This window comes from Streptomyces albospinus (genome assembly GCF_014648695.1).
GTDB classification, from domain to species: Bacteria; Actinomycetota; Actinomycetes; order Streptomycetales; family Streptomycetaceae; genus Streptomyces; species Streptomyces albospinus.
In genome coordinates, this window is record NZ_BMRP01000035.1 from 21,871 (window position 1) to 48,634 (window position 26,764).

Annotated in this window: 25 protein-coding genes; 11 read left to right on the plus strand and 14 right to left on the minus strand. The window is 68.7% G+C overall.

Annotated features, from left to right (window positions below):
* The first annotated feature begins 721 nt into the window (after window positions 1–721).
* Window positions 722–1,336: a class I SAM-dependent methyltransferase gene (locus IEZ17_RS31715; protein ID WP_268249865.1), complete on the plus strand. Its 615-nt coding sequence runs from the start codon at window positions 722–724 to the stop codon at window positions 1,334–1,336.
* Window positions 1,337–1,347: 11 nt separating this feature from the next.
* Here IEZ17_RS31715 and IEZ17_RS43170 read toward each other — a convergent pair whose 3' ends face one another.
* From IEZ17_RS43170 to IEZ17_RS31730, 3 genes are all read right to left on the minus strand, one after another.
* Window positions 1,348–1,881: a transposase gene (locus IEZ17_RS43170; protein ID WP_189306256.1), complete on the minus strand. Its 534-nt coding sequence runs from the start codon at window positions 1,879–1,881 to the stop codon at window positions 1,348–1,350.
* Window positions 1,874–3,028, minus strand: a complete 1,155-nt coding sequence (locus IEZ17_RS31725; protein WP_189306190.1) for an ABC transporter substrate-binding protein — start codon at window positions 3,026–3,028, stop codon at window positions 1,874–1,876. The genes IEZ17_RS43170 and IEZ17_RS31725 overlap by 8 nt, the downstream gene beginning before the upstream one ends.
* Window positions 3,029–4,325: 1,297 nt before the next feature.
* A complete protein-coding gene (locus IEZ17_RS31730) occupies window positions 4,326–5,303 on the minus strand; it encodes a quinone oxidoreductase family protein (RefSeq protein WP_189306191.1) in 978 nt (325 codons plus the stop codon).
* An 89-nt stretch (window positions 5,304–5,392) separates the two neighbouring features.
* On the opposite strand from IEZ17_RS31730, the gene IEZ17_RS31735 reads away from it, so the two are divergent.
* From IEZ17_RS31735 to IEZ17_RS31750, 4 genes are all read left to right on the plus strand, one after another.
* Window positions 5,393–5,743 carry an ArsR/SmtB family transcription factor gene (locus tag IEZ17_RS31735; RefSeq protein ID WP_189306193.1) on the plus strand — a complete coding sequence of 117 codons (351 nt, stop codon included), beginning with the start codon at window positions 5,393–5,395 and terminating at the stop codon, window positions 5,741–5,743.
* A 308-nt stretch (window positions 5,744–6,051) separates the two neighbouring features.
* Window positions 6,052–6,192 carry a hypothetical protein gene (locus IEZ17_RS31740; RefSeq protein WP_189306195.1) on the plus strand — a complete coding sequence of 47 codons (141 nt, stop codon included), beginning with the start codon at window positions 6,052–6,054 and terminating at the stop codon, window positions 6,190–6,192.
* Between the two features lie 51 nt (window positions 6,193–6,243).
* Window positions 6,244–7,143: an aminoglycoside phosphotransferase family protein gene (locus IEZ17_RS31745; RefSeq protein ID WP_229852841.1), complete on the plus strand. Its 900-nt coding sequence runs from the start codon at window positions 6,244–6,246 to the stop codon at window positions 7,141–7,143.
* A 105-nt stretch (window positions 7,144–7,248) separates the two neighbouring features.
* Window positions 7,249–7,437, plus strand: a complete 189-nt coding sequence (locus IEZ17_RS31750) for a hypothetical protein (RefSeq protein WP_189306197.1) — start codon at window positions 7,249–7,251, stop codon at window positions 7,435–7,437.
* 126 nt (window positions 7,438–7,563) lie between these two features.
* Here the strand turns inward: IEZ17_RS31750 and IEZ17_RS31755 are convergent, their stop codons facing one another.
* From IEZ17_RS31755 to IEZ17_RS31765, 3 genes are all read right to left on the minus strand, one after another.
* Window positions 7,564–8,109, minus strand: coding sequence for an SMP-30/gluconolactonase/LRE family protein (locus IEZ17_RS31755; protein ID WP_189306199.1), 546 nt, complete (start codon window positions 8,107–8,109; stop codon window positions 7,564–7,566).
* 143 nt (window positions 8,110–8,252) lie between these two features.
* The gene (locus IEZ17_RS43175; RefSeq protein WP_229852842.1) at window positions 8,253–8,705 is read right to left on the minus strand and encodes a hypothetical protein; all 453 of its coding nucleotides are present in this window, start codon (window positions 8,703–8,705) and stop codon (window positions 8,253–8,255) included.
* A gap of 347 nt (window positions 8,706–9,052) precedes the next feature.
* Window positions 9,053–9,478, minus strand: coding sequence for a pyridoxamine 5'-phosphate oxidase family protein (locus tag IEZ17_RS31765; protein ID WP_189306201.1), 426 nt, complete (start codon window positions 9,476–9,478; stop codon window positions 9,053–9,055).
* Between the two features lie 756 nt (window positions 9,479–10,234).
* On the opposite strand from IEZ17_RS31765, the gene IEZ17_RS31770 reads away from it, so the two are divergent.
* The 4 genes from IEZ17_RS31770 to IEZ17_RS31785 all read left to right on the plus strand — a co-directional run bounded on the left by IEZ17_RS31770 (window position 10,235) and on the right by IEZ17_RS31785 (window position 15,016).
* Window positions 10,235–11,911, plus strand: a complete 1,677-nt coding sequence (locus tag IEZ17_RS31770) for an NAD(P)/FAD-dependent oxidoreductase (RefSeq protein WP_189306203.1) — start codon at window positions 10,235–10,237, stop codon at window positions 11,909–11,911.
* Window positions 11,908–13,356, plus strand: coding sequence for an ATP-binding protein (locus IEZ17_RS31775; RefSeq protein WP_189306204.1), 1,449 nt, complete (start codon window positions 11,908–11,910; stop codon window positions 13,354–13,356). Before IEZ17_RS31770 ends, IEZ17_RS31775 begins: the two co-directional genes overlap by 4 nt.
* A 5-nt stretch (window positions 13,357–13,361) precedes the next feature.
* Window positions 13,362–13,712, plus strand: coding sequence for a UBP-type zinc finger domain-containing protein (locus IEZ17_RS31780; protein WP_189306206.1), 351 nt, complete (start codon window positions 13,362–13,364; stop codon window positions 13,710–13,712).
* A 314-nt stretch (window positions 13,713–14,026) separates the two neighbouring features.
* Window positions 14,027–15,016 (plus strand): pirin family protein, encoded by a 990-nt coding sequence (locus tag IEZ17_RS31785; protein WP_189306208.1) that lies wholly within the window; start codon window positions 14,027–14,029, stop codon window positions 15,014–15,016.
* A 157-nt stretch (window positions 15,017–15,173) separates the two neighbouring features.
* On the opposite strand, the gene IEZ17_RS31790 is transcribed toward IEZ17_RS31785, so the two are convergent.
* The 8 genes from IEZ17_RS31790 to IEZ17_RS31825 form a co-directional block, all read right to left on the minus strand.
* Window positions 15,174–16,049, minus strand: coding sequence for a geranyl diphosphate 2-C-methyltransferase (locus IEZ17_RS31790; RefSeq protein WP_189306210.1), 876 nt, complete (start codon window positions 16,047–16,049; stop codon window positions 15,174–15,176).
* Window positions 16,050–16,078: 29 nt separating this feature from the next.
* Entirely contained in the window at window positions 16,079–17,137 is a 1,059-nt protein-coding gene (locus IEZ17_RS31795; RefSeq protein WP_189306212.1) for a family 2 encapsulin nanocompartment cargo protein terpene cyclase, read from the minus strand.
* A gap of 19 nt (window positions 17,138–17,156) precedes the next feature.
* On the minus strand, window positions 17,157–18,599 hold the full coding sequence (locus IEZ17_RS31800; RefSeq protein ID WP_189306214.1) for a family 2B encapsulin nanocompartment shell protein: 1,443 nt from the start codon (window positions 18,597–18,599) through the stop codon (window positions 17,157–17,159).
* A 538-nt stretch (window positions 18,600–19,137) separates the two neighbouring features.
* The gene (locus IEZ17_RS31805; protein WP_229852843.1) at window positions 19,138–20,127 is read right to left on the minus strand and encodes a methyltransferase domain-containing protein; all 990 of its coding nucleotides are present in this window, start codon (window positions 20,125–20,127) and stop codon (window positions 19,138–19,140) included.
* A 457-nt stretch (window positions 20,128–20,584) separates the two neighbouring features.
* Window positions 20,585–22,021, minus strand: a complete 1,437-nt coding sequence (gene rox / locus IEZ17_RS31810) for a rifampin monooxygenase (RefSeq protein ID WP_189306264.1) — start codon at window positions 22,019–22,021, stop codon at window positions 20,585–20,587.
* A gap of 848 nt (window positions 22,022–22,869) precedes the next feature.
* The gene (locus tag IEZ17_RS31815; RefSeq protein ID WP_189306265.1) at window positions 22,870–23,400 is read right to left on the minus strand and encodes a universal stress protein; all 531 of its coding nucleotides are present in this window, start codon (window positions 23,398–23,400) and stop codon (window positions 22,870–22,872) included.
* 439 nt (window positions 23,401–23,839) lie between these two features.
* The gene (locus IEZ17_RS31820; protein WP_189306216.1) at window positions 23,840–24,355 is read right to left on the minus strand and encodes a GNAT family N-acetyltransferase; all 516 of its coding nucleotides are present in this window, start codon (window positions 24,353–24,355) and stop codon (window positions 23,840–23,842) included.
* Between the two features lie 144 nt (window positions 24,356–24,499).
* Window positions 24,500–25,552, minus strand: a complete 1,053-nt coding sequence (locus IEZ17_RS31825) for a helix-turn-helix transcriptional regulator (RefSeq protein ID WP_189306217.1) — start codon at window positions 25,550–25,552, stop codon at window positions 24,500–24,502.
* 92 nt (window positions 25,553–25,644) lie between these two features.
* Between IEZ17_RS31825 and IEZ17_RS31830 the strand changes: the two genes are divergently transcribed.
* Both IEZ17_RS31830 and IEZ17_RS31835 read left to right on the plus strand, forming a co-directional pair.
* Window positions 25,645–26,358 carry an NADPH-dependent F420 reductase gene (locus IEZ17_RS31830; RefSeq protein ID WP_189306220.1) on the plus strand — a complete coding sequence of 238 codons (714 nt, stop codon included), beginning with the start codon at window positions 25,645–25,647 and terminating at the stop codon, window positions 26,356–26,358.
* Window positions 26,359–26,360: 2 nt separating this feature from the next.
* A complete protein-coding gene (locus tag IEZ17_RS31835; RefSeq protein ID WP_189306222.1) occupies window positions 26,361–26,756 on the plus strand; it encodes a VOC family protein in 396 nt (131 codons plus the stop codon).
* Window positions 26,757–26,764: the final 8 nt, after the last annotated feature.

Sequence of the window (26,764 nt, forward strand, 5' to 3'; positions counted from 1 at the left end):
TGAATGTGACCTGCGTCTCCCCCCCTGTTGAACGGCGGCGAAGGCACCCACGACGACGTTCAGGTCCGGTGCCAAGACGTCACCCCTGGCCCCGAGCTCCCCACTCTTCGACGGTACGGACCCGCGAGCCCCGCAGCCACCGCGGCCAGCACCACGATCGTCCACAGGGTGCCGTGGTCCTTCCTCGCGACCTCCGAGCGAGGCAAGGGCGCGGAAGGGAGAGCAGGCGTGAACTCAGGTCAGTTGGTGGGTGCGGCACCGAGCCACTCCCGGGCGGTGGACACCACCGTCGAACCCACGGTGGTGTCCCGCTTCCCGGTCACGAACTCCTTCGCCAACTGCGAGGTCTGGACGCGGCACGGCGGTACCGGAAATCGGTCAGCACAACCAACACGTCCAGCACGGTCGCAGAGAAGGAGGGGTGGTGAGGGGGATCAGCGCCGGCGGCCCTGACCGAGGTTTTGGCATGAAGAAACCAAACGACCCGCACCAGATGGCGCGCTGGGGGTGAGGAGCTCCGGCACCCTTCCTTCACTACATCTCCCCGATCATTTGACAGTCGTCTTACCAGGTCAGGGGCACACTGATCGGAATGATGTTGCCGAGCTGGGCGATCCAGCCGCAACGAAACGTGCAGTACCGGTACTTTCACGATCGCAGTGGGTGACTTGTGGCTGAAGTGGCGCTGTTCCTCCGGGAGTACGCGAGGACCCGTCGGGATGTGGGGGCGATCGCCCCGAGCAGCGACCGGCTCAGCAGAGCTCTCACCCGGTACCTGATCCCCAGCCCTGGGCGCTCCCGCGCGGTACTGGAGGTAGGGCCTGGCACCGGAGCGGTGACCCGCCACATCGCCGGATCACTCGGCCGACTGGACACCCTGGATCTGATCGAGGCCAACCCGCGCTTCGCCGCCCTGCTGCGACAGACGTATGCCGATGATCCCAGGCTCCGGATCCGTACCGGCCTGGTGCAGGAACACGAACTCGGCTCCTACGACACGATCGTGTGCGGCCTGCCGTTCGCCAACTTCGACGCCCGGACAACGGAAGAGATCTTCGACCGGCTGCTCGGGGCGCTGCGGCCCGGCGGCACGCTGTCGTTCTTCGGCTACGTGGGAGGCGAGACGATGCGCCGGACGTTCGCCGACGGGGCGGACCGGGAGCGCACCTTCGCCGGGCTCGGCGTACTGCGCCGCATCCTGCGCCGGCACACCTTCCGTACGGAGACGGTGCTGGGGAACCTGCCACCGGCCCGGGTCCATCATCTGGTGCCGGTCAGCCCACCGGTTCGCTCGGAGCAGGCACGCTCCTGTGACTGCCGCGAGACGTCCTCCTGAGTAATCCGGCGCTACGCGGCCATGAAGGCGTCGCCCACAGGGGCCCGAGCGCCGGGGTCCTCGATCTTGTCGTCAGTGCTCGGGGCGGGTGTGAGACAGACCGGTTCGGCGGCGGCACGGCTCCGCGCCGGCGGTGTGCGCAGGGAGGTGGCGCTCCAGCCCGTGAGTGCGTCGTCGCCCGCGGCATCGGCTGCGGCCGGGATCTGCTGGAGCAGGCGTTCCCCGGTGCCGTCGGCCGGCCACAACCGGTGCCGCCCGTAGACGGTCTGCCAAGGCCCGCAGCGATCGGGCAGGTCACACCACTGCACCCCGATCCGCACCGGGTGAGGGATCTCTTTTATGACCTGTCGGTGACCCCGCCACCGTGTACGGGAGGCTACCTCTGGCCGGAGGTTGGGGCCTGTCCTGAGGCAGCTGAGCGACTCTCGCGGTACGGGCGGTTGAAGTCGTGCACGGTGTCGGGGGCGAGCCAGCCGCGTGATGCCCGCCGCTGAGAGGAAGCGGCGGGCATCACGTCGGCCCTGATTCGAGTCGCGGTCATCCAGAGACGGCCTGGCCCCAGCCCTGGGAGATGGTGAACTCGGCGTTGCTCTGCTGGGACTCGGTCGGGAAGGTCGGCGTGCCGGAGACCTTCGGCAGCTTCGCCGCCGCGGCCTTGTCGAGCGTGCCGGCTTCCTTCATGGCGGTCATCAGAGCAGGTCGGGCGTATCCCTTGAGTCTGAGGTTCTGGCCCTCGGTGCTGTAGAGGTACTCCTGCCACAGGCGCGCGGCTGCGGGGTGCGGCGCACTCCCGTTGATGGCCTGCGAGTAGTACTGGGAGAACTGGCCGTCCGAGGGGACTGCGACCGTCCAGTCGAGGCCCTTGGACTTGAACTCGTCCGTGTACCCGGCGTTGAGGTAGTCCCAGTCAATGCTGATCGGCGTCTCGCCCTTCTCGATGGTGGCTGAGGTGGATTGGACGGACGTGTAGTTGCCGTTCTTCTTCAGCTTGGCGAAGAAGTCTATGCCGGGCTGGATGTCGTCGAAGGAGCCGCCGCTGGCGAGGGCCGCCGCGTACACGGCGCCGAAGGCGGAACCCGACTTGCCGGGGTTGCCGGTGAGTGCGACCTGCCCCTTGTACTCCGGCTTGAGCAGATCCTTGAAACTTGTCGGGCAGGTTTGCACACGCTTGGCATCGCAGCCGAAGGAGATGTAGCCGCCGTAGTCGTTCGACCAACGGCCGATGGAGTCCTTCTGGTCATCGGGGATGTCGGCGAAACCGGCAACCATGTACGGCGCGAGCAGCCCCTGCTGGGCGGCGCTCTGCGCGAAGGAGCTGCCGAGGTCCAGGACGTCGGGCGCGCTGTCCTGTCCCTTGCGCGAGGTGACCGCGTTGATCTCGTCCTGGCTGGCGCCCTTCGGGTTCTCGACCTCGACCTTGATGCCGTACTGCTTTTCGAAACCATCGATCACGGCGCCGTAGTTGGCCCAGTCGCGGGGCAGCGCGATCGCATGCAGCGTGCCCTCCTTCTTGGCCTCCTTGGCCAGGGCGTCGATACCGCCGAATGCCTTGGCCGTGGTCGCGGTGGCCGCGCTCTTTGCGCCGGCGGTGGTCGACGCGTCGGAGGCCGCGCCACAGGCGCTGAGGGCGAATGTGGCGGCGGTGGCGAGGACGCCGGTGAGGGCGGCGGTTCTCGGCAGGGGCACGGTCACGGTCTCTCCAGGGGTACGCACAGAGGTTTGAGGGGGTTCATGCGGGGCCACACAGGGGATGCACGTGGGGGGTGAGCACCTGTTCGACGGTTACTGAACAAGCTGGGCCTCAGTAGGCCCAACTATGGTGTACGCCGGGTAAACATTGGTGAAACTAATGACTTCGATTGCCTCGCAATCGCAGCTCACGGCGGTTGTCACGGCACCGCGTCCGGAGGACTTGTCCGGGCGATCATGTGCGGAGTCGAATGACGAGGGCTGCGGCGGTGGCGGTGCGGAGAACACTTAGCCGTGTTTGTCGTAAGTGCGTGTCTACGGCGCGAGCGTGCTTGAGCCGATTGCTCGTCCGTTTGACCCTGTTGTGTCCGGGATGGTGTGCCGGATACCCCGGCGCCAGGGGTAGTCACGGCAGGGCCCGATGCTGTATGTCCTGTCCGCGGCGAGGCTGTCGGGCCTCTTGCACGGTCCGCTGCGTCCGAGCTGGAGGACGCGAATCTTGTCCAGTACCAGCTTGAACCGGGTGCAGTCCGCCTGCTGCCCGGCCGTCACGACGAAGGACAGTGGCCGGCACCGGCCGCCTGCGCTCAGATGGATCTTGCTGGTGAACTCTTCGCCCACAAGCGAAGCCCGCACTGTCGCGTCTTTCCCTGACACCTGGGACATCATCGGAGGCCACGTCGAGCCTGGAGTGACCTTCCTCGACCTCTCGCGCGAGAGGTCGAGGAGGAAACCGGCTGGTGCTTCCGTCATGTGCGGCGATTTCTGGGCACCACGACCTGGAACGGTGGCGATGGCGCTGGACTCCGTCATGAGGCCGACAATCTTGTCGAGGACGAAGGCGACTTGGACCATCCCACTCTGGAACGGTCCACGCACTCAACCTAAGGTCCGCTGCCGCTGATGCTCGGCATGCTGGCGGAGCCCGCATGTAACCGTGCGAACGACTGGCTCAACCGTGCGAACGACCGGCTCGGGACTACTCGGACAGGACGTGGAGGTGTACGTCACGCTGCCGCCTCGCGAATCGTAGCCCTCGGCCTACGCCTGACCTGCTTCGAAGCGCCGCATCTTTGCGCCGGCGACATCGAAGCGCCAAGCCGTCCGCATGGAGCTCCATCTGTCGTTGGTGTAGTCCACGACCAGGGCCCGTCCGCCGTCCGCCGTCCGACACTGACTCGACATTCATGCGGACATCGGAACCGAAGATCTCGGAACGCACCCAGTCTCGAACCTTGCGGTCGGAGTCATCGTCTGCCCCCGCATGGACCGGGCGCCCCTGCAAGATCTTCGTCTGCCGTCAGGCATTCACTCGCAGCAACAGCTTGCCGGTGGTGGTCCGGCTGCTCAGGAGCTGGTGGGCTTCGGCTGCTTCGGTGAGGGGGAATTCGGCGGTGACGGGGAGTTCCACAGTGCCCTCGGTGACCGTACGGAAGGCTCGTTCGGCCAGTTCCCGCAGCGCGTCCGGGGCGGTTTGCGCCAGGGAGAGGATGGAGAAGCCCGCGACGGTGTGGGCTGTTGGGTAGAGCTCGGACTGGCCGACCTGCCAGGGATCGGCCGAGGAGGCGTTGCCGAAGGAGACCAGTCGGCCGAAGACGGCCAATGAGGCCAGGCTGCGGCGGAGAGTGTCGCCGCCGACCGGGTCGAGGGCGAGGTCGACGCCTCGGCCATCCGTGGCACGGCGGACCTCGTCCGGGAAGTCGACTGCGCTGAAGACCTCGTCGTAGCCGTACTTGAGCGCGTGACCGGCCTTCGCTGGCCGCGAGACGACCCCATACACGGCGCCCGCCCCGGCTGCTCGTGCCAACTGCCCGGCGACCGTGCCGATTCCCCCTGCCGCTCCCTGGACGAGTACGCTCTCCCCCTCTCGCAGCCGTCCCACTTCGTGAAGCAGTGCATGTGCCGTCGGTAGCACGGTGGGCAGGGTCGCGGCGGTGCGCAGGTCCAAGCCGTCCGGTACGGGGAACACGGTCGCGCTGTCGGCGACAACGACGTCCGCGTACGCCCCGCCGGGCGTCAGAGCGGCCACATCCTGGCCGACATGGAACGCCTCCACCCCCTCTCCCACCGCGCGGACCCGGCCGGAGACCTCCAGGCCCGGCACGAACGGCAGCGCGGGCACGCGGTAACCCTCGGCCCGTGCCTTGAGATCGGCGAAATTCACCCCGGCGAAGGCGACATCGATACTCACCTGCCCGGCGCCGGGCTCGGGCACCGCGGCCTCCGCCACCGAAAGGACCTCCGGGCCGCCATACCGCTCAAACCGGATCACACGCATACGGACACACCTCACGGAGTCGAGTGTTCAACGAGTATCGAACACCAGGAGTGTATGATGTTCATCGAACACCAGGCAAGGGGTACGACATGGCAGACCGCACCGCACGGACCACCAGTCACCGTGCCGCCCCGGCGCACACCCACCCCGACGATGTTCCGTTGCAGACCGCGCTGGCCGCGCTGGCCGACCCGGTCCGACTCCAGCTGGTCCGCGAACTTGCCGGCAGTGCCGACTGGACCCGCGCGTGCGGCAGCTTCGACGTACCGGTGCAGAAGGCCGCACTCAGCCACCACTTCTCCGTACTGCGCCAGGCGGGCATCGTCGAACAACGCGACGCGGGTCCGAAACGGGTCAACCGACTGCGCCGCGAGGAGTTCGACGCCCGCTTCCCCGGACTGCTCGACCTGGTACTGCGCCAAGACCCGCTCGACCGCTGAGCCGTCCGGTCGAACGGTGAAGTGTCTGCCCACCCGGTGAACCGTCGGACGGACGTCACAGGGCGCCCGCCGGTCCGACGTGGTTGTCCTGGCCGCCACCCCCTCGTCCCGTCGCCGGCGGCAGCATCACTCCTGGGGCGGAGTGGGTCCCTATGCCCCAACTCGCGGCGTACCGCGGCCATTTCACCGTGAGGGTGCAGTTCAGGGACGCAGTGGCGTGGTGGTAGATCCCACTCTCCCGAAGCTCACACCGCGTCCCTTTTGGTGAGGTGGGCGTCGGCCCGGACCGTTGGGTGCTCGAACGCGCGATGTCGTGGCGTTCCGGCTACCGCAGACGCGGCTTCTGCTACGAACGCGACCTTCGCAACTACCCGGTATTTCTCGGACTTGCCGCAGTCATCTGCGACTCGGGGCATCTGCTCCGCCTCACCACGGAGGACACGGTGTGAACGGTGTAAAGCGTTTGACGTGGGCGGCGTTGGGCGATCGGATGGCGCGTCATGAGCAGAGGGCAGATGCAGCCGGGGCTCCAGCCCATCGACGATGACTTGGTACGGCGGTTGATCGCTGGGCGGTTCCCGCAGTGGGCGGGGATGTCTGTGGAGCGGTTGGCGTCCGGTGGCACGGTCAACGCCATGTATCGGCTGGGCGACGACATGGCCGTACGGTTGCCGCTGGTGGCGGGCGGAGCCCAGGACGTGGTGACGGAGCAGGAGTGGCTGCCCCGGCTGGCGGACCGGTTGCCCGTGGCCATCCCGGAGGTGCTCGGGGCGGGGGAGCCGGCCGAGGGGTATCCGTGGCCGTGGTCGGTGCATCGGTGGCTGGTGGGGGAGCACCCTGATGCGGGGGTGTTGGGCGAGCCTGTGCTGCTCGCGACGGACTTGGCCGGTTTCGTGGCGGCGATGCGGAGTATCACCCTGCCCAGGGCGCCACGCGCCTACCGCGGTGGGCCTCTCGCCGCGCTGGACGCGTCGACGCGGGCGGCCATCGAGGAACTGCGTAGGATCCCGCAGGAGGGTGTCAACTGCGATGCTGCGGTGGCCGTTTGGGAGGAGGCGCTGCGGACCCCGGAGACGGAGGGGGCGTCGGCGTGGCTGCATGCCGATCTGATGCCGGGCAATCTGCTGGTGGACGGTGGCAGGTTGACCGCGGTCATCGATTTCGGATGCATGGGGGTGGGCGATCCGGCGTGCGACCTGTTCCCGGCGTGGAACCTCCTCCCGACCGATGCGAGGCGGGCCTTCCGCGAGGCGCTCGACGTGGACGACGCGACCTGGAAACGCGGACGGGCACGGACGCTCTCGCAGGCGCTGATCGCGCTGCCGTACCACCGCAGGACGAACCCGGCGATGGCGCACAACGCACGGCATGTGATCCGGGAGGTGCTGGGGGAGGGCTGATCGGAAGGTCCACTCCTGGGTGTCCGAGTGATCTGGCTGAAGGGTTCTTCGCATGACCGCGCCCGTCTCTCTCGACGGTCCCACGACCGGGGACCCGCTGCCGCAGTGCCGCGACCCGTGGGCTGCGCTGCCCGCCAGGGGTGGTGCGCACTGGGCGCCGTCCTCCCCGGCAAGGAATCCGTGGCCAAGTACGCCTTCTCCCTGCCGCCCGATGCCGTCGACCGGATCGAGGGCGAGTTCAGCCCCGATGCGAAGCGGTGGGAGGACGACTACGGGAGCGGCCCCGCCTCCTGACGGCGTACCGGGCGGCATGCTGAGACGGTCATCGCGAACCTCTACGACGCGCACGGGCAAGCGGTCAGTCGTGGCTGCCAGTTGTCGCTTCGTTGCCGCCGTAGGGCCGTCGGTCCACGAGTGGGCTCAGCCGGTCGTCCCGTGCCGGGGAATCGTGTCCTTCACGATGCGGCCGGAGGCTTCGGAGACGAACAGAGCATGCTGTGCGCTGTGCTCACCGAAGCCACGGGCGACCCGCACGCTGGTAGGCATGCGGAGGCCGATCGCGAGGGTGCCGGAGCGGCCGGTGGTGGGATTCACCTGGATGAGTTCGCCGTCCCGGAAGGAGGTGATGATCAGGTTCCCGTCGAAGGTGGTGAAGTCGTCAAGGGGCTTGGCATCGAAGGGATTTGGGCTGAGGTTGGCGAGCGTGGTGCGGTGGGTCGGGTCGTTGAGGGGAGTGCGGACGACCGGAGAGGCGGCGTTGGTGAGGACGCTCGCGTAGAGCCGGTCGCCGGCGATGTGCAGGCCGTTGGTGCCGAAGAGGTTCGCGGTCCGTGTCCACTTCTCGTCCTTCGTGCCGTCCGGGCGTATCTTGACGATGCCGGTGGCCAGTTCGCCGCTGAGGTCGAAGCTGCCGTCGGCGTCGATGGCCAGGCCGTTGATGCCGGACACCCCGTCCACGACCTTCACGGGCTTCGGCCTGGCGGCGGTCGGGTCGAAGCGCAGGACGCCGCCGCCCGAGCAGCGGTATGCCGCCCTCCCGGAACACCTCCGTGTGCGCCTGGCGGGCGCACCAGCCCGGTGGCGCCGCGGCTGGTGCGCCGTCGGCTACCTCACCAGCGGTCGATGCCCATGGTTCGCGCTGCGTCGTGGATCGCCGTGTAGTGGGGGATCGACATGCCCGACTTCTTCTTCGGGACGTTGCGATCCTTGGACCGGAACTCGTCCCGCGAGCCGGCCAGCAGGCTGGTGCCGTACCTGACCGGCACGTCGCCGGTGCCGTGGACGGGGTGCGACTTGGCCGCGGTATCGCTGCCGGCCTTTGCCAGGATGCTCCGCGCCTGGTTGTACGCCGCGGCTTTGATCGTATTCGGGTTCGCCGCCAGGCGGGCGCCCATCGCGTGGTTGCCGACGGCAGCCGGCGTGACAGCGGCTGCGGTCGCCCGGAAATGTTCATTCGCCGCCTGGTCGCCCTTGGCGGTGGTGGCGCCGGCGGGAGGGGCGACCACGGCGAAGGCTGCGGCCGTGACCGCGGCGACCAGTCCGGTACGAATGGCTAACTTCATTGCTGCAAGTCCTTTCTGTGTACATTGCTGTCGTCGACGCTACACCTGATGTCATCTGTGATGTCAACGAAGTGCCGTCAGCAGCAACGAAGTTGTGGATCCTGGACTGCGCATGCCCGGGGTGGGATGGGCTGCTACGCTCGGGCCGATGCCAGGGCGCTCGGCGCCCCTGCTCGCTCCTGGGCCGGTGCGGAGCGTAACCGGTCATCGACTCCTTCCGCCGTCGGCGGGGTACCTCGATGAATGACTGGCTCTCGGCACGCTCGTGTCCGCCTCGGCGAGGCCCCGGTACCGCTGCCCCCAGAGGCAAAGTGACCAGCGGAGGGAGGGACTTGCTGCCGTTGCGGTCAGAAGGCTCCCAGGTCGGCGGATACCCAGTGGGCCGGCTGCATGTAGATGGCGATGTGCTCACCGAGCTGGGTACGGTCATATTCCACGAAGTCGGCGACCTTGTCCTGCGGGAGGTACCGAGCGGCCATCTCCCAGGATCGCTCACGGCTGTCTGATTCCATCCTGGATACCGGACCCTCCACCGACACGTAGCGCACCGTCGGCTCGGTCCGCTGCACCATGACGCTGAAGCGCCCTGCGGACCGAATCGCACGCGCCTTCCGAGAATCGGGCCCGGTACGGACCCACAGCTCGCCGCCCGGCGTGTACTGGTACCAGATGGGAACTGTCAGCGGCGCGCGGTCCGGCCGTTCGACCACCGACAGCGCACCGATATGAGGTTCCGCCAGAAACCGCTCTCGTTCCCGCAGCGACAGTGCCATGTGGCCGACCATAGCCCGACCGAAGCTCCTAGATGTGCGGATTCCCTGGCGAGTCCCGAACGCCGAGCACGCCCCGGAGTACAGGCCGACTCGTCCCTGTGGCGAGTTCGTCGCCTACGCCGATGAGGGCGGCCAGGGAGGGGGCGGTGTCTTCGACCCGGTCGCCGTCCTCGTCCTCGCCGGTGAGGTCGAGCAGGAGGTGGGCGCGGGCGGCCCAGATGGCCGGACAGTGATCCGACGACCAGTAGGGCTGCCAGCAGGCCGATCGCGTACGAGGCGAAGGCGACCGTCCGCACCCAGCATGGTCCCGTAGAGGCTTAAAGCAAAATAATGTGCGTTATGGTGGGAGCGTGGTTGCGGAATCGTCGCCGCGGCACCGCACCGCCATGGTGTCGGCGTCCGTCAGGAACGCCGTCGAGGGGCTGATCGCCGAGCAGGGCCGTGGCGCCGTCGCGATCCCCGTGGTCGCGGAGCGTGCGGGGGTGATCACTCGAACATTACCGACGGTGGGGCGATGCGCGGACCATGATCAATAATTTGGCGACTCGCCGGCTCGACCCGGGCGGCGGTCTTCACGACACCGGAGACCTGCGTGCCGACCTGACGGCATGGATGCAGGAAAGACTTCCGCATTCCTGACCTTGCATAGCAGACCATGACAGCCACCCATAAAATGGGCACTGCTGGCGCACTGTCGTGCCGGTCAGGCACGTGAAGTCGGTGCGGAAGGGTGATCGACGCGGGGGTGGGATGCCTATGGATCAGGCTGCCAGTCCGGCGCGGACCGTCATCCTGACTGTGGACGACGACCCGGGTGTGTCGCGTGCTGTCGCCCGCGATCTGCGGCGTCAGTACGGCGAGTCGTACCGCATCGTCCGCGCGGAGTCCGGCGCGTCCGCCCTTGCCGCCCTGCGGGAGCTGAAGCTGCGCGGCGCCCCCGTCGCGGTGATCGTGGCCGACTACCGGATGCCGGAGATGAACGGCATCGAATTCCTGGAGCAGGCGATCGACATCCACCCTGGCGCGCGGCGGGTGCTGCTGACCGCGTACGCGGACACCGGCGCGGCCATCGACGCGATCAATGTCGTCGACCTCGACCACTACCTCCTCAAGCCCTGGGAGCCGCCCGAGGAGAAGCTCTACCCCGTCCTCGACGATCTCTTGTCGGCCTGGCGGGTCGCCGACCACCGGCCGGTGACCGTCACCAAGGTCGTCGGACACCGCTGGTCGGCGCGTTCCTCGGAGGTACGGGAGTTCCTGGCCCGTAACCAGGTGCCCTACCGCTGGTACTCGTCCGAGGATCCGGAAGGCCGGCGGCTGCTGTGCGCGGCGGGCGAGGAGGGGTTGCGGCTCCCGCTGGTGATCACTCCGGATGGAACGGCCCTCGTCGAGCCGGAGGACCGGGAACTCGCCGCCCGGGTCGGCCTCGCGACGACACCGGCAACCGACTTCTACGACCTCGTCATCATCGGCGGCGGACCCGCCGGTTTGGGTGCGGCGGTGTACGGGGCCTCCGAAGGCCTGCGGACCGTCCTCGTGGAACGCTCCGCGACCGGAGGCCAAGCAGGCCAGAGCTCGCGCATCGAGAACTATCTCGGCTTTCCGGACGGAGTGTCCGGGGCACAGCTCACCGACCGGGCCCGGCGTCAGGCGGCGAAGTTCGGTGCCGAGATACTGACCGCGCGTGAGGTCACCGGGCTGGAGATCAATGGTGCGTCGCGCGTCGTCCGGTTCTCGGACGGCTCCGCTGTCGCCGCGCACGCCGTGATTCTTGCGACCGGCGTGTCGTACCGGCAACTGGATGCGCCCCACGTGTCCGAGTTGACCGGCTGCGGAGTGTTCTACGGCTCGGCCCTGACCGAAGTGGCCGCGTGCCAAGGCCAGGACGTGTACATCGTCGGCGGTGCGAACTCCGCCGGCCAGGCCGCGATATACCTGGCCCGCAGCGCCAAGTCGGTCACCCTGCTGGTGCGTAAGCCGTCCTTGGCCACCTCGATGTCGCACTACCTCGTCCAGCAGGTCGAGGAAACGCCCACGATCTCTGTGCGCACGAACACGGTCGTCGACGCCGCTCACGGCGCGCGTCAACTGGAACAGATCACCCTGCGCGACACATCGACCGGCCTCACCGAACGCCTCGACGCCCAGTGGATGTTCGTCTTCATCGGCGCAGCCCCGCTGACCGACTGGCTGGAGGGCTCGGTGCTCCGGGACTCCCGCGGGTTCATCCTGACCGGCCCCGATCTGACCTCGGACGGGCGCCCGCCGGCCGGCTGGGAGTTGGACCGGCCGCCCTACCACCTGGAAACCAACGTCCCCGGCGTATTCGTCGCGGGGGACGCTCGCGCCGAGTCCGCCAAGCGTGTCGCTTCCGCCGTGGGCGAGGGAGCCATGGCGGTCATGCTCGTCCACCGATACCTGGAGCAGTCATGAGCGGTCGGCCGATGCCGTGCAGCCAGGAAGAACTCGGCTCGCTGTTCCTGTTCGAGAAGCTGGCCCCCGACCAGCTCGCCCGGCTCTGTCGCGAAGGCCGGGTGGAGGAGTTCGCACCCGGGCCCGTGTACGGGGAGGGCGACCCGGCCACGTGCTTCTACGTGCTCCTCGAAGGGACCGTCGTTCTCTCGCGCCGCATCGGGGACTACGACGTGGAGACGAGCCGGAGTTCCAGCCGCGGGGTGTATGCGGGAGCCTTCCAGGCCTACCTGGGCGACCGCCTGCGGCAGGTCTACAACAGCTCCCTCCACGTCCTTGAGCCCACACGCTTCTTCGTGCTGCCCGCGGAAACCTTCGCCGCGGTCATGCATGAGTGGTTTCCCATGGCCGTGCACCTGCTGGAAGGCCTCTTCTTCGGAGTCAAGAGCGCCCAGGAGGCGGTCGGCCAGCGAGAGCGGCTCATGGCTCTCGGATCGCTGTCCGCCGGGCTGACCCACGAGCTGAACAACCCGGCCGCCGCGGCCGTGCGCGCCACCTCCGCACTCCGCGAGCGTGTCGCCGCAATGCGCCACACGCTCGGGATCATCGCGGCACGCCCGTACCGGCGCGACACCCTGGAGACGCTCGTCGATGTCCAAGAACGCACGGCCGAGCGCGTTGCCAAGGCCACCGCCCTGAGCCCGCTGGAAGCAGCGGACCGGGAGGACGCCCTCTGCGACTGGCTCGACGACCACGGCATCGCGGACGGCTGGCAGCTCGCACCGACCTTCGTGCAGGCCGGCCTCGACACCGACTGGCTGGACCAGGTCACCGCAGCCGTGGACAGCGACACCCTCGAAGGCGCCGTGCGGTGGCTCAACTACACCGTGGAAACAGAGCTGCTGATGAACGAGATCGAGGAGTCGACCACCCGCGTCTCGGCCCTCGTCACGGCGGCCAAGCAGTACTCGCAACTCGACCGAGCGCCCTACCAGGTCACCGATGTCCACGAACTGCTCGACAGCACCCTGCTGATGGTCTCCGCGAAGATCGGCCCCCACATCACCGTCGTCAAGGAATACGACCGCAGCCTGCCGAAGATCCCGGCCTACCCCGGCGAACTCAACCAGGTATGGACGAATCTGATCGACAACGCAGCCGCGGCGATGAACAGCATCGACGCCGACGGCACGTTGACCGTGCGGACCGCCCGCGACGGAGACCACCTGCTCGTCGAATTCCGTGACACCGGCCCCGGAGTCCCCGCGGACATCCGCGACCGCATCTTCGACCCGTTCTTCACCACCAAACCGGTGGGTGAAGGCACAGGTCTCGGTCTGGACATCTCCTGGCGCATCATCGTCAACAAACACAACGGGGACCTGAGGTTCCACTCCGTCCCCGGCGACACCCGCTTCCAGGTACGCCTGCCGCTGGCCTCCGCCGACCCCCGTTCCCCACAGTAGCCCTCATGAGTTCCCCCCACGGAATCGACCCCGCAGTCCCACCCAGCGGAACCGGATGCGCCGAATGCGCCGCCAGTGGTGGCTGGTGGTTCCACCTCCGACGCTGCGCACAGTGTGGTCACATCGGCTGTTGCGACGACTCGCCCGCCAAGCACGCGACGGCCCACGCCCGGGACAGCAGGCACCCGGTGATCCGCAGCTTCGAACCGGGCGAAACCTGGTTCTACGACTACGAGACCTCGCAGGCGTACGCCTCGGGCCCGCCCCTGGCTCCCCCTGAGAGCCACCCGGCCGACCAGCCCACCCCCGGCCCCGAAGGCCGAGTCCCAAAGGACTGGGCCGACCGCCTGGGATAGACAGGCCCCGAACTCTCGCTGCCGAAGGCGCCGACCGGGAAGATCCTCAAGCGGGAGATCGTCCCGCCGGCCGAGCCGGAAAGGCGAAGAGGCGACCTGGCCGACATGAGCGTGCGTCCCGCGAGCGCCGCCGGTCGATGACCAGCCCCCGGGAAGTTCGTTCCGGCGCCCTCCCAGGTGGACATCGACGATGACCCTGATGATCTGGAAGGCGTCGCACACGCACCCCCTGTCGCGTGGTGTGCACCCGGTGGTGCCATCGTCCGGCATTATGGTTGAAGGTAGAACTAATTTCGGCTGGGAGGCGGTACACGGTGAGTAACACCGAAACGAAACCCATGGAACTCCGATGCGGCGCCGCGGTGGACAGCAGGCTGCTGATCGAGGCGGCACGGGTGGATGTACTGACCGCACGTGACGTGCCTCTTGGCGGCCCCCGGGCGATGACCGTGCGGCGGACACTGCCTCAGCGCGCCCGGACTCTGATCGGCGCGTGGTGCTTCGCCGATCACTACGGCCCCGACGACGTCTCGCTGACGGGTGGCATGGATGTGGCCCCGCACCCGCACACCGGGCTACAGACGGTGAGCTGGCTGTTCAGCGGAGAGATCGAGCACCGTGACAGCCTGGGCAGCCACGCCTACGTACGGCCGGGCGAACTGAACCTCATGACGGGCGGATTCGGCATCTGCCACTCCGAGGTGTCCACGCCGCGGACCACCATCCTGCACGGTGTCCAGCTGTGGGTCGCGCTGCCGGAGGAGCGCCGCAACACCGAACGGGACTTCCAGCACTACGCCCCCGAGTCCGTGCGGATCGACGGGGCCGAGATCAGGGTCTTCCTGGGGTCCCTCGCCGGTGATGTCTCCCCGGTACGGACCTTCACCCCCCTGCTCGGCGCCGAGATTCTCCTCCAGCCCCGCGCGGCTGTCACGCTCGCCGTCGACCCCGGCTTCGAGCACGGCCTCTTGGTCGACCACGGCGACGTACGTCTGGGCGACACCCTGGTCGGTCCCTCGGAGATGGGCTACGTCCATCCGGGCAGCGAGGCGCTGACGCTGGCAAACGATTCGGATGACACCGCACGGATGGTCCTGCTCGGCGGAACCCCATTCGAGGAGGAGATCGTCATGTGGTGGAACTTCGTCGGCCGCAGTCACGAAGACATGGTGAGGGCTCGGGAGGACTGGCAGAACGCCTCCGATCGCTTCGGCGCCGTCGAAGGGTATCCAGGAGACCGTCTTCCCGCCCCTGCCCTGCCGAACGCCATCATCAGGCCGCGCAGGAATCCGCCGCGCCACTGACCTGTTCGACGCGTCACAGACGCCCTCTGAAAGACCCCGATGAACCGCCCTCACAACCACCCTGACGAGAGAGCGGACAGCAGCCACCAGGGTCTTCCTGCCGGCTCGCCGGTGCTACCCCATGGGGCCGCGTCGCGAGCGGCGCGGCCCCGGGGACTCATACGCGTTCGGCGGCGATCAGCAGGTACTGGAAGCTGCCGTTGCGGTATGCGTTGAGGAAGGTCTCCTCGATGCCGGTGACCAAGTGGTCGGCCTGCCTGCGCAGTTCCCAGTACGGCAGGGCGGCCTCCGTCAGGTCCTGGACGTGTACGGGGACGAGCCTGTTGTGGGCCATGGCGCTGAAGTACGCCGAGCGGGGATGGATGTCGCAGATGTAGTGGGCGTTGATGAGGGAGACCTCGCGGGAGGCACGGCCGTAGGCGTCGTTGTAGCAGCCGGTGATGGTGACGTAGCGTCCTCCGCGCCGTAGCAGGCGCGCGTGCTCCGCGAACAGCAGCTCCAGCTCGACGTACATGGTCGACTCGTTGTTCCAGGACGCCGCGTACGCGCCGGAGGTGAAGCCGGTGTCGAGCATGTTGCGGTGGTGGTAGCGCACCTTGTCGTCGATGCCGCGCTTGCGGGCCTGTTCGTTGGCGAAATCGGCCTGCTTGGCGGAGATCGTGGCCCCGTCGGCGTGGCAGCCGTGGCGCAGATGGGCGACCACGCTGCCGCCGCCGCGTCCGCACCCGGCGTCGAAGACGCGGTCGGTGGGGGAGAGGTCGCCGAGGTGCGAGGCGAGGAGTTCGGCCTGGGCGTGCTCCAGGCGGTGCAGTTCGCCGGTGACCCGCTCGCGGCGGCGGTCGGGGTCCGGCTCGTCCAGTACCGACCAGTCGGCGTCCCCGATGCCGTAGTGGTGGTGGTACAGGTCGTCGATCTTTCCGAGTTCGAGGTTGACCGGGTTTTCCTCGGCGTTCCAGTAGTCCGCGACGCGTGACTGGTACGTGGACTGGGTCGGCACCGGTGTGCGGACGGTGTCGGCGTGTGCGATGGTCAACGGTGGCTCCTTGCGATGGGGCGCGGGATCTACCAGTAGTTGGGCAGGTGGTAGCGGTCGGTGTTGGTGGCGTGCCATTCGTGGTTGCCGGCGACCCAGTCGGACAGGCCCCGGACGTACCTTTCGAGAAGGGGCGAGGCGGCAGCCAGCGGGGCTGACTCCGTCTCGAACGCCTCGAAGACCTGGTTGTGGATCTCGACGCTCTTGAGGTAGGCGGCCTTCAGACCGCGCTTGTCGTTGGCGGCAACCACCTGCGGCAGGTTCAGATGGTTCGGGTCGCTCTCCAACTCCTTGGTGAAGGAGTAGAGGTCGTTGACGATGGTCGTGGCGTTGCAGGCCAGGGCGGTGACCCGCTGGACCTCGGGGCGGGCGTAGAGCGCTTCGGGCAGTTCGTAGCCGTCCACGGCGTCGACGAGCGACAGACAAGGGCGGAAGTTGTTGAACTGCCGCATCACCAGGTACTCCCAGACATGCGGTACATGGCGCGTCGCCGCCCAGGATGCCTCGGCGAGATAGCCGAGGTGCAGCCGGGCCATGTCATGGACGAACCGGCCCGTCTGACTGGGAGTCGCGAAGGCCGCGTAGTCCTGCATCGCCCAGTGGTAGGAGCGCAGGGGGCCGTCGGCCTGTATGCCGCGGCGCCACTCCTCCTCCACTGCGGGGGTGCCGTGGAACGGGTCGAGGGCCGACTGGGCAAGGACCAGACGACCGCCCAGGCTGCGGCGCGAGGCGCCGCGGCCTTCGTCCTCCTCGCAGTAGCAGCTGTCGACGATGTTCTCGGCCAGGAGGAACTCGCCCGCGACGGTGAGGCGTTCGAGATCGGCCGCACCGGGATGCTGGAGGACGACGGCCCTGCCGACCTGGAACTGCGCGAAGTCCCCGGTCCACTGCGCGGGGAAGAGATCCAGCCGACGGGCCCAGGACTCCAGCCTGCGGTCGATCTCCCTGGCCTTTTCCGGGTCGGCGGGGGTGGCGGGCCGGTACGTCAGCCCGGGGACTGCTCCGCCGCGTCGGGCCCGCAGGCTGCGGGCGAGGTTCGGCGGGCCGGGCAACGAGTACCCGGCCGCGGTGTCGGGGGGCGTGCTCATGGTTGGGTACTCCACCCGGTCAGTCGGCGCTCCGGCCGATCTGGACGTTCTCCAGGATTCCGGCGGCGTCGGGCACAAGGACGGCCATCGAGTAGTAGGCGGTGACCAGGTAGTTGATGACGGCGGCGGTGTCGATGCCCATGAAGCGGACGTTGAGGCCCGGTTGGAACTCCTCGGGCAGGCCGGTCTGGTGCAGGCCGACGACTCCCTGGTCCGCCTCCCCGGTACGCAGCGCGATGATGCTGCTGGTGTGCTCGCCGGTGATCGGAATCTTGCCGCACGGGAAAATCGGGACGCCGCGCCAGGCGGGAACCTCGTGCCCGTCGACGTTCGCCGAGCCCGGCACCAGACCGCGTTTGTTGCACTGCCGGAAGAACGCGGCGATCGCCTTGGGATGGGCCAGGAACAGCCGTGTCTTGCGGCGCATGGACAACAGCTCGTCCATGTCGTCGGGGGTGGGCGGGCCGGTGTAGGTACTGATGCGCTGGCCGTAGTCGGTGTTGTGCAGCAGCCCGAACTCCCGGTTGTTGACCAGCTCCCACTCCTGGCGCTCGCGGATCTCCTCGACGGTCAGCCGAAGCTGCTGCTGCGTCTGGTCCATGGGTTCGTTGTAGAGATCGGCGACCCGGCTGTGCACCCGGAGCACGGTCTGGGTCAGGGAGAGCTCGTACTCGCGCGGGGTGAGGTCGTAGTCGACGAAGCCGCTGGACAGCGTCGGCTCGCCGACGTGTCCCGCCTGTACCGGCACATCCGCCTCTCCCTTGCGGTTCACCGGGCGCTGCTGCTGCTCCGCGTACGCCGTCAGGTGTGCGGCCAGGGACGGCACGCGATCGGTGAACTCCTGGACCACGTCCCAGGGCAGCACCAGCAGTACGCCCGCCGTCTCGGCCCGTACCGAGCTCTGCCAGCGCGGTTCGGGCCGGCCGATCGCCTCGTCCCCGATCTGGTCGCCGTCCGTGACGACGCCGATGACCTCCTCCTCGCCGTACTTGCCGGCCGCATAGCGCGCGAACCGGCCGTGGACGACGAGGTACGCCTCGGTGGCGAGCTGTCCTGCCTCGAAGAGGACCTGGCCGGCCCGGACCTCCCGGACGCGGAACCGGCCGGCGACCTCCTTGAGGACGTCGATGTCGTCGTAACCGCGCAGGACGGGCAGCTCGGTGAGGGTCTGGGGGATCACCTTGATGTCGTCCGCGCCGTTGTGCTCGAACTGGACACGACCCCGGCCGACACGGAGTTGCAGACGCCGGTTGACCCGGTAGGTGCCACCCTTGACGTCCACCCACGGCAGCGCCTTCAGCAGCCACCGCGAGGTGATGGCCTGCATCTGGGGCTCGGACTTGGTGGTGGTGGCCAGTTGTCGCGCGGCCTGAGTGCTGAGACTGGTGAGCGCGGTGTCTGCGGGTGGTTCGAGTACGGGCTCTTCGGTGGCGGAACCGGTGACGCTGTCCGGTGCGGACACTTTCCCTCCCGGGACGTGAACAGACGTGAGCAGGACGGCCGGTGGTGCGCAGGGCGGCCGTGCGCAGGATCAAGCGAAACAGGCGGGAGATCATCTCGATACGGCGTGAAAGGGGGCGGACTCGTATTCAGGAGTCAAAAACCCCGGAACGAGGTAAACGGACCCCGATCGTGCTTCCGCGCGCCCTCGGTCGGCGGCGTTTCCCGGGAATACACGTCGCCGGAACCGGGAGCGCCATCACTCATCTGCGGCTGGTTCGCACGATGTTCCGAAATGAGCGGGCGGGTCCTGTGGCATCCGGGGCGTGGCAAGGGTGTGGCCAAGGGCGGGGTGGCGGGCACGGGGCGAGGTGATCCAGGGGAGCCGCGGTGCTGCCCGTAGCCGCGGAGTGGGGCTGGGCGACTTGCAGTTGCCCGGGTTGCCCGGCTCCGGGCCGCCCGCGCTGCGGTGGTTGTCGCGCCGTCCACGCGCGGCGGCAGACCGGCTCCCATCGGATCGTTCTCGACTGGATTGACTGGGCCGGTGGGCTACGGCGTCGTCAGGACAGGGACTGGGTGATGCGCCACAGGCGGCGGGGCAGTTCGCCTTCTTCGAAGCCGTGGACCTCGTCCAGGCGCCAGCCGTCGGCGAGGCTGTCGACCAGCTGCCGGGGGAAGAAGTGGACGGCGAAGCCGCCGTGCTCGTAGATGTCGTCGCCGTGAGCAGTGCCGGTGCCGTAGTGGGCGTCGCCGGTGTGCCGCACGGTGTAGACGAAGACCCCGCCCGGGCGGAGCACGCGACGGACTTCGGCGACCAGGGTGCGGATCTCGCGGGTGGACAGCGCCATGCACAGCAGCATGTGCGCGAAGACGGCGTCCACCGAGTCGTCGGGCAGCGGCAGAGGCGTACGGACATCGTGGACGGCGGTGGTGATCCGGTCGGCCAGCCCCTGGGCGCGGGCGGCCTCGCGCAGCTGCCCAAGTCCGGTGGAACTGAAGTCGGTTGCGCGAACAGTGAAGCCCTTGCGGGCGAAGTACAGGGCGTCGCGGCCGTGCCCGGCACCGAGTTCCAGCACCCGATCGGCCCCCGCAGCCCGGAAGACGCCGGCCGCGTGCACGGCCGGGGTGGAGGGCTCGGCACCGTACATGCCGGGGTGCGCTGCGTGGGTGTCCTGCCAGTGCCGCCGCTGCTCGTTGGTCGGTTCCCGGCCGCTGCCCGGTCCCGCTGGAGCATTCCCTGTCTGGCAGACGGCGGCCAGAGCCTGGCGCAACTGGTCGAGAGTGGGCAGGCCGGCAGGCCCCTGCGGCGTCGCGTACATCCGGCACGTCAGCCCAGCTGCGCGACCGGGCTCGGCGAACAGGTCGCGTCCGTCGATCAGAAAGGTGGGCGATCCGGTGAAGCCGATCCGCTCGGCCTCGTCCTGATCGGCCACCACCTGCGTATCCCACGTGACGTCCGTCAGACCGACATCGTCCAGCGCCCGGCGCAGCAGCTCGACTGCCGCCTTCTCGTGCGGACAGTCCGGCACGACCAGAACCTCGATCTTCATGGTCCCAGGATGACGCAGGTGCCGACCCGGCGCGTCTTGGGGCTACCGCCGATGTCGCATCGCCTGGGCCGGTCTGCCAGGGCCTGGCTCTCGGTGCCGAGGTGGGGCAGAATCCGCCGACCCATCGAGGTGTCCACCAGCGGACCTGTGACGCCCACGATGCATCAGCCGCACTGCCCCGGCCCGGCCCCTCCCGCAGACAGCACCAGTTCTCCGGTTCACCTCCGCCAGGCGGAGGTGAACCGAATCCGCCGAGCAGGCAGAGCAGGCCGTTCGCGCCATAGGTACGCGACGCGGTGCGGCGTCACACGGTCTGTCCGGTCTCCGGCCGCCCTCGATCGGCGGCACCTCCGGGTGGCCGAGCCGGAGGACCTCGTCCAGCTCGGCCTGGGGCGTTGCCACGACGTGGCGCACTCCGCCACAACGGCCGACATCTTCGGGCGGCGACTGCGCGCGCTCAGCTGACGGCGGCGCCGAACCACTTGGGCAGCTGGCTGAGAAGGTCCTGTTGATCGTCCCCGACCCACGCCACGTGGCCGTCCGGGCGCAGCAGCACCGCGGGCGCGTCCAGTTCCTCGCTGACGTCGACGACGTGGTCGATTCGGTCTTCCCAGCCTGCCACCGTGAGTCGGCCGGTCTGGTCGAGCAGGAGTCCACGGCCGTGGTGCATCAGCTCGTAGAGGCGGCCCTGCTTCAGTGTCACGTCCCGCAGTCGCCGGCCGAGCAGTTCGTGGCCTTCGCCGAGGTCGTAGCGGACATCGACGGCGGTGATCATCCCGGTCACGTACCGGTTTACCTCCTCGAAGTCCATGAGCTTCGAGAACAGTTCCCGTAGTGCGGTGGCGCCCGGATCGGTTCCCAGCAGCGTGATCTGCGCGCGGGTGTTGTCCAGTACGTGGGCGCCTACCGGGTGCCGTTCGGTGTGGTAGGTGTCCAGTAGTCCCTCCGGTGCCCAGCCGTTGACGTCGGCGGCGAGTTTCCAGCCGAGGTTGAAGGCGTCCTGCACGCCGAGGTTGAGGCCCTGTCCGCCGGTTGGTGGGTGGATGTGTGCCGCGTCGCCGGCCAGCAGCACCCGGCCGACCCGGTAGCGCTCGGCCTGCCGGGTGGCGTTGCCGAACCGGGAGAGCCAGCGCGGCGAGTGCACGCCGAAGTCGGTACCCGCGACGGCCCGCAGCTGCTGCCTGAACTCCTCCAGGGTCGGCGGGGCCGTGCGGTCCTCGGCCACGCCGTCGGCGGGCACGACGATGCGGTACACCCCCTCGTTCCCGTCCATGTTGGGGATCGCACCGAACCGCAGTTGGGTCTTCCGGACTTCCTCGACGACGGCGGTAATCGTCGCCGGGTCCTCGGTCACCTCCATATGTCCCAGCAGTGTCTCGACTGTGGCGGGCTCACCGGGGAAGCCGACACCGAGCTGCTTGCGCACCGCGCTACGGCCACCGTCGCACCCGACGAGGTAGCGCGAGCGCAGGTGCGTGCGGTCCGCCAGCTCGACGGTCACCCCGTCCTCGTCCTGGCTCAGCCCTATGACGTCGCAGCCGCGCCGGATCTCGGCGCCGAGTTCGAGGGCACGCTCGTCCAGCAGCCGCTCGGTGACAGGCTGCGGGGTGGCGAGGCCGTAGGGGTGAGCCGTATCCAACCGGTCCGGCCACGCCTTGTGGATGCCGCCGAAGAAACCGCCGACCTGGAACTTCTCACTGACCGCGCGGAACCGGTCCAGCAGGCCGCGCTGGTCCATCAGCTCGACGCTGCGCGCGTGCAAGCCCCGTCCGCGGGACTCCTCGACCGGCTCGGTCAACTTCTCCAGCACGACCACGTGCACGCCGTGCAGCCGCAACTCGCAGGCCAGCATCAAACCGGTCGGTCCGCCGCCGACCACGATCACGCCAATCATCACCACGCCCATTCAACGAGATTGGATTCGGCCAGCAGCTCCGCGCAGTCAGGCGGCGCGCCCACCCGCACCTTCGCGCCGAGTGCCCGCAACCGGACTGCGAGTCCCACCGTCGCTTCGACGTCCCCGCGATCCATACGTCGACAACAACACATGTCCTTCATGGATCTCTGATTTCCGCAGGTCCTGGCCTCGGTCGGCAATTCTGCGGTACGACCCGGGCCTTGCCGCAAGGCCCCCCATGCGCTATACGTTGAGAAGGGCAAGGAGGGGGGTGCCCCCTTTCCCGCGCCGTGGACAACCATGGCAGGCTTCCGCCGTAGCGAGGAAGCAGCGAAGAAGCCCAGCAGTCCAGTCGCAAGTCCGCCGGAAGCACCGGCGATTGACGCGACGTACCGTCGTCGCAGTCGCCCCGAGATCTGCTGTTGCGGCCGATGACGATGACCTTGCCGTCGAGGTGGTTGTGGGTGTGCTCCCGGCAGGGTGGCGCGGTATGTGCCGTCCGGTGTGGCGGCAGGGCCGGTCGGCCGGGATGTGCCGTGGGATCAACGCCGAACCGCGTGACTCGTGTTGCCGGTCAGACTCCGAACGGGACGCCCGCGACGCCTTGGCCGGACGGGGCAGGACCGGCGCGCCGTCGGCTCTGACATCGGCACGCTCGGCTTGCGTCACTGCGGTAGGCCGGAGCGAGTCGCCGTTCTTCGCCGTCCGGCCACTCCACCGTCGTCATGGAGCCGCAACGACGCGGCGGGCAGGGGTACGTCCTGCCCCGTGCCTCCGCCGCGACGTCCACGACGCTTCCCGCCCACTGCCGCGGGCACCGCCGTCGGGCGTGTCCGAACGTGGCGTCAGCGCCGCTCGGCCAACCCCTGGGTTTTGAGCGGGAGTTTCCACGTGTTGCGGCGATGAACGGCATGGAACGTGCGGTGGAGGGGGGAGGGCGGCACGGCCAGGACGGGGCAGCAGGCGCGTGCCAGGCAGTACCGGGCCACGGAGGGCGACAGTGCCCGACGCAGCCGACTGCGGGTTCCGGCCCCGACCACCAGCAGGTCTTCGGGCTGGTCGGCGACGGCCAGCAGGACTGTGCCGGGTTTGCCGAGTACGACGAGCCGCTCCAGCGGTACCCCGGGTCCGGCGCTGCCGAAAGCAGTGTCGAGAGCTTCGGTGAGACGCTCGACCGCCATGCGGCGCCAGGCGGCCATCGGTGCCGGGCACGGCCCGCCGCGATGGACGATGTCGCCGCCCGGTGGTTCCCAGGCCAGCACGGCCCACAGGGTGGCGCCGGTGGCGCGTGCCTCGGAGGCTGCCCGGTGCAGAGCGGTCAGACTTCCCAGCGAACCGCTCACCCCGGCCACAACGCGGTCGCCCGGTCTGTTCATGGGGGTCAGCCCCTCGCCCAGTTCTACGTTCACATCGCCCATCGAAACGAACCAGACGATGCCATCGCGAGGTGTTGGCGTTTCCTTTGCGTGGGGAGGGGCGGCCCTGACGGTTCCTTGACGCCCGGCGGGCCGGCGGTAGATGTGCGGCGGCTTGCCGAGGCACGGGCACGGGCACGGCGAGCGGCGGCGCGGTTCGCGCGGGCCGTACGGCCCTTGGAGTGGCTGGCGGGAGTGAGTCGGGCGTGTGCCTCGACCGGAAATTCCCGGCTCCTCGACATCTACCGAATCTACAGAATCTACCGAATCTGCCGATCGTGGAACACATGCCTGCTCGCCGGCGACATGCGGGGAGCGGCACGCTTCATCGACCTCCGGGTGTCCCCGGCAATGGTGAGGGCTTGGCCGCTCAGTGCTTTGGTTCGAACACCCTGGGATCTCAGGGGAGTTGGTGAGGGACCCATAGGTAGTGGACGATGCCCTCGCCTCCGTCGGACACGGCAGTCCGGCCGGTGCGTGCAAAGCCCACACCTTCGTAGAGGCGTTGGGCGCGGGTGTTGTCGACGTGTGTGAACAGCTGGAACCGGGTGTAGCCGAGGGCGCGACCGTGGGAGAGCAGTGCCTGGACGAGGTGCTTGCCCACCCCTTCGCCCCAGTGCTCGGGGCGGACGGCGACCATGCTGATGTGGCACAGCCCGGGGATGGTCGGGCCGACACCGCCGTCCTGGCGGCCACTCAAACCGGCTGCAACGCCGATGGGATTGCCGTCCGTGCGCTGTGCGACGAAGAAGAACGCGTCGGGACCGGCGAGTCTCGGGCGCATCCGATCACGGCTCTCCCCCGCGCAGGGCGAACGCCCGCTCCGCCGGGCGTCGGCAGTGTTCAGGATCGTCAGCGCCTCCTCGATATCAGTCGCGGTTCCGGGGCGGACGATGAAGGCATGGTCGGCTGACACAGTGGCACGGTAGCCGTCTACCGACAGGTGTGGTCAACCCCGGGAACGCCTACGGGCCGTGCTTGGTGCCCGGCGCGGGAGGGCGACGGCTCGGAGGGGGGAGTCCGGGTACGGTCGGCCGACGGATCAACTCAGGTGTGGCTTTTACCTGTTGGGGCTGGGGGAGGCCGCGCCGGTTGCCGGCCCGGAGCGTTCGCCGGCCTCGGCGTGGGTGCTTGCCTCGTCGCCGGGAGAGGGGCAGGCGGTGGCGTGCAGGGTGCGGTGGGCGGCGGTGCGCAGGTGGGTGAGGACGTCCGGGTCGGCGTCGAGGGCGTAGTCGGTGTCGAGGCCGGCCAGGGTCTGGGCGATGCGGGGCAGGTGGTCGCCGGAGGCGTCGACGAGGCAGGTGGCCTCGTCGAGGGGCTGGATGCGGGTGGCCAGGCCCCGGGTGCGGGCGCGGACGTGGTCGGCTGAGGCGTGGACGGTGGCGACGGCGCGGTAGCGGGTGGGGGCGGCGGACAGCCGGCCGGCGACGAAGGCGGCGGGGTCGTCGCCGGGGACCGGGCGGGGCGGGACGCGGCGGCCGGTGGGTGTGGCGCTGGTGATGCGGTCGAGGCGGAAGAGGCGCCAGTCGTCTTTGGCGGTGTCGTGGGCGAGGAGGTACCACAGGCCGCCGGAGTCGACGAGGTGGCAGGGTTCTGCGCGGCGGGGGGCGGTGGTGCCGCGGCGGGGGGCGTAGTCGAAGGTGACGATCTCGTGGTCGCGGCAGGCGACGGCGAGGGTGGCCAGGAGGGCCGGGTCGGCGCGCGGCCCCCGGTCCTCCCAGGTGATGCCGTCCAGGGACGTCTGTAGTGCGGTGACCTGCCCGCGCAGGCGGCGGGGGAGGACCTGTTCGAGCTTGGCCAGGGCGCGCAGGGCGGTCTCCTCGATGCGGGTGAGGCCGCCGGCGGCGGTGCGCAGGGCGACGGCGATGGCGATGGCTTCGTCGTCGTCGAGGAGGAGGGGTGGGAGGTCGGTGCCGGGGGCGAGGCGGTAGCCGCCGGAGTGCCCGCGGGTGCTGTCGACGGGGTAGCCGAGCTCGCGCAGCCGCTCGATGTCGCGACGGACCGTGCGGACGGTGACCTCCAGGCGTTCGGCGAGGTCGTCGCCGGACCATTCCCGCCTGGTCTGGAGCAGGGAGAGCAGCCGGAGCATGCGGGCGGTCATGTCGCTGGTCATGAATTCCATGATGCCGCGGTCAAAGGACAGGGCCTGTCCTTAAAGGACCCTATGGTGGACCTGTCCGCACGGAGCAAATCAGGAGGTTTTCCATGAAAGTCGCTGTTCTCGGTACCGGTGGCGGTGCCCGCGCCCACATCGCCAAGCTCGTCGAACTCGGTCACGAGGTCCACGTCGGCACCCGCGACCCGCAGGCCACGCTGGCCCGCACGGAACCCGACATGATGGGCACCCCGCCCTTCAAGCAGTTCCTCGCCGACCATCCCGGTATCGAACTGCACACCTTCGGTGACGCCGCAGCCGCCTCCGACGGCCTGGTGATCAACGGCATCGACGGCCACAACGCCGTGGCAGCCCTGTCCGCCATCGCCGACCGGCTCGCCGGTAAGACGCTGATCGACTATGCCGTGCCGTACATCTACAACCCGGACATCGAGCGGCCGTGGCCCACTCCCTGGGGCGTCAACCCCATCCTCGACCCCTGCGACAGTGACAGCCTGGGCGAGCAGATCCAGCGCGCCCTGCCGCGCACGAAGGTCGTCAAGGCGTTCGTCACCCAGGAACAGGCCACCGTCGTCGACCCGCAGGCCATCGGCGGCGGCGACCACACGATGTTCGTCGCGGGCGAGGACGACGACACCAAGCAGCAGGTCACCGACCTGCTCAAGGAATACGGCTGGACCGACGTCCTCGACCTCGGTTCCCTTATCGCCGCCCGCGCCATGGAGATGTACGCCCACATGCACGGCGCCATCGGCATCGCTCTCGGCTTCGGCACCCACTTCGGCATCAAGGTCGTGCGCTGACCATGACCACCGAGACCGACGCCCCCCTCAACGGCAAGATCATCTGCCACGCGATAGGGGCCCGCGACGGCCGCGCGCTGGCCGACTTCTACGCCACCGCCCTGGGCACCACGGTGTCCCGGACCTACCCCGACGGGCAGGGCAACGAAGCCGCCTGCGCCTGGTACGTGAACGGCGCGATGTACCTCTTTCATACGTCCGAGTCCTTCACCACGCCCGCCTGGCCCGAGGAAGAACTCCCCTTCCACATGGACTTCTCCTTCCCCGACGTCGCGGCGGCGGAGAAGCGGCTGCTGGAGATGGGCGCCACCAAGCCCGACCACCAGCCAGGCGGTCAGCACTGGACCGTCCTGCTCGACCCGTCCGGCCAGCCCTTCTGCATCCACGGCACCTACTGACACCGCAT

Excerpts from the sequence above, each read along its gene's own strand:
- IEZ17_RS31745 (WP_229852841.1), top strand. The coding sequence starts at position 6,244 with ATGAGCAGAGGGCAGATGCAGCCGGGGCTCCAGCCCATCGACGATGAC.
- IEZ17_RS31795 (WP_189306212.1), bottom strand. The coding sequence starts at position 17,137 with ATGAGCACGCCCCCCGACACCGCGGCCGGGTACTCGTTGCCCGGCCCG.
- IEZ17_RS43175 (WP_229852842.1), bottom strand. The coding sequence starts at position 8,705 with ATGAAGTTAGCCATTCGTACCGGACTGGTCGCCGCGGTCACGGCCGCA.
- IEZ17_RS31765 (WP_189306201.1), bottom strand. The coding sequence starts at position 9,478 with ATGGCACTGTCGCTGCGGGAACGAGAGCGGTTTCTGGCGGAACCTCAT.
- IEZ17_RS31770 (WP_189306203.1), top strand. The coding sequence starts at position 10,235 with ATGGATCAGGCTGCCAGTCCGGCGCGGACCGTCATCCTGACTGTGGAC.
- IEZ17_RS31775 (WP_189306204.1), top strand. The coding sequence starts at position 11,908 with ATGAGCGGTCGGCCGATGCCGTGCAGCCAGGAAGAACTCGGCTCGCTG.
- IEZ17_RS31805 (WP_229852843.1), bottom strand. The coding sequence starts at position 20,127 with ATGAAGATCGAGGTTCTGGTCGTGCCGGACTGTCCGCACGAGAAGGCG.
- IEZ17_RS31730 (WP_189306191.1), bottom strand. The coding sequence starts at position 5,303 with ATGCGTGTGATCCGGTTTGAGCGGTATGGCGGCCCGGAGGTCCTTTCG.
- IEZ17_RS31815 (WP_189306265.1), bottom strand. The coding sequence starts at position 23,400 with ATGAACAGACCGGGCGACCGCGTTGTGGCCGGGGTGAGCGGTTCGCTG.
- IEZ17_RS31830 (WP_189306220.1), top strand. The coding sequence starts at position 25,645 with ATGAAAGTCGCTGTTCTCGGTACCGGTGGCGGTGCCCGCGCCCACATC.
- rox (WP_189306264.1), bottom strand. The coding sequence starts at position 22,021 with ATGATTGGCGTGATCGTGGTCGGCGGCGGACCGACCGGTTTGATGCTG.
- IEZ17_RS31780 (WP_189306206.1), top strand. The coding sequence starts at position 13,362 with ATGAGTTCCCCCCACGGAATCGACCCCGCAGTCCCACCCAGCGGAACC.
- IEZ17_RS31835 (WP_189306222.1), top strand. The coding sequence starts at position 26,361 with ATGACCACCGAGACCGACGCCCCCCTCAACGGCAAGATCATCTGCCAC.
- IEZ17_RS31735 (WP_189306193.1), top strand. The coding sequence starts at position 5,393 with ATGGCAGACCGCACCGCACGGACCACCAGTCACCGTGCCGCCCCGGCG.
- IEZ17_RS31740 (WP_189306195.1), top strand. The coding sequence starts at position 6,052 with ATGTCGTGGCGTTCCGGCTACCGCAGACGCGGCTTCTGCTACGAACGC.
- IEZ17_RS31825 (WP_189306217.1), bottom strand. The coding sequence starts at position 25,552 with ATGACCAGCGACATGACCGCCCGCATGCTCCGGCTGCTCTCCCTGCTC.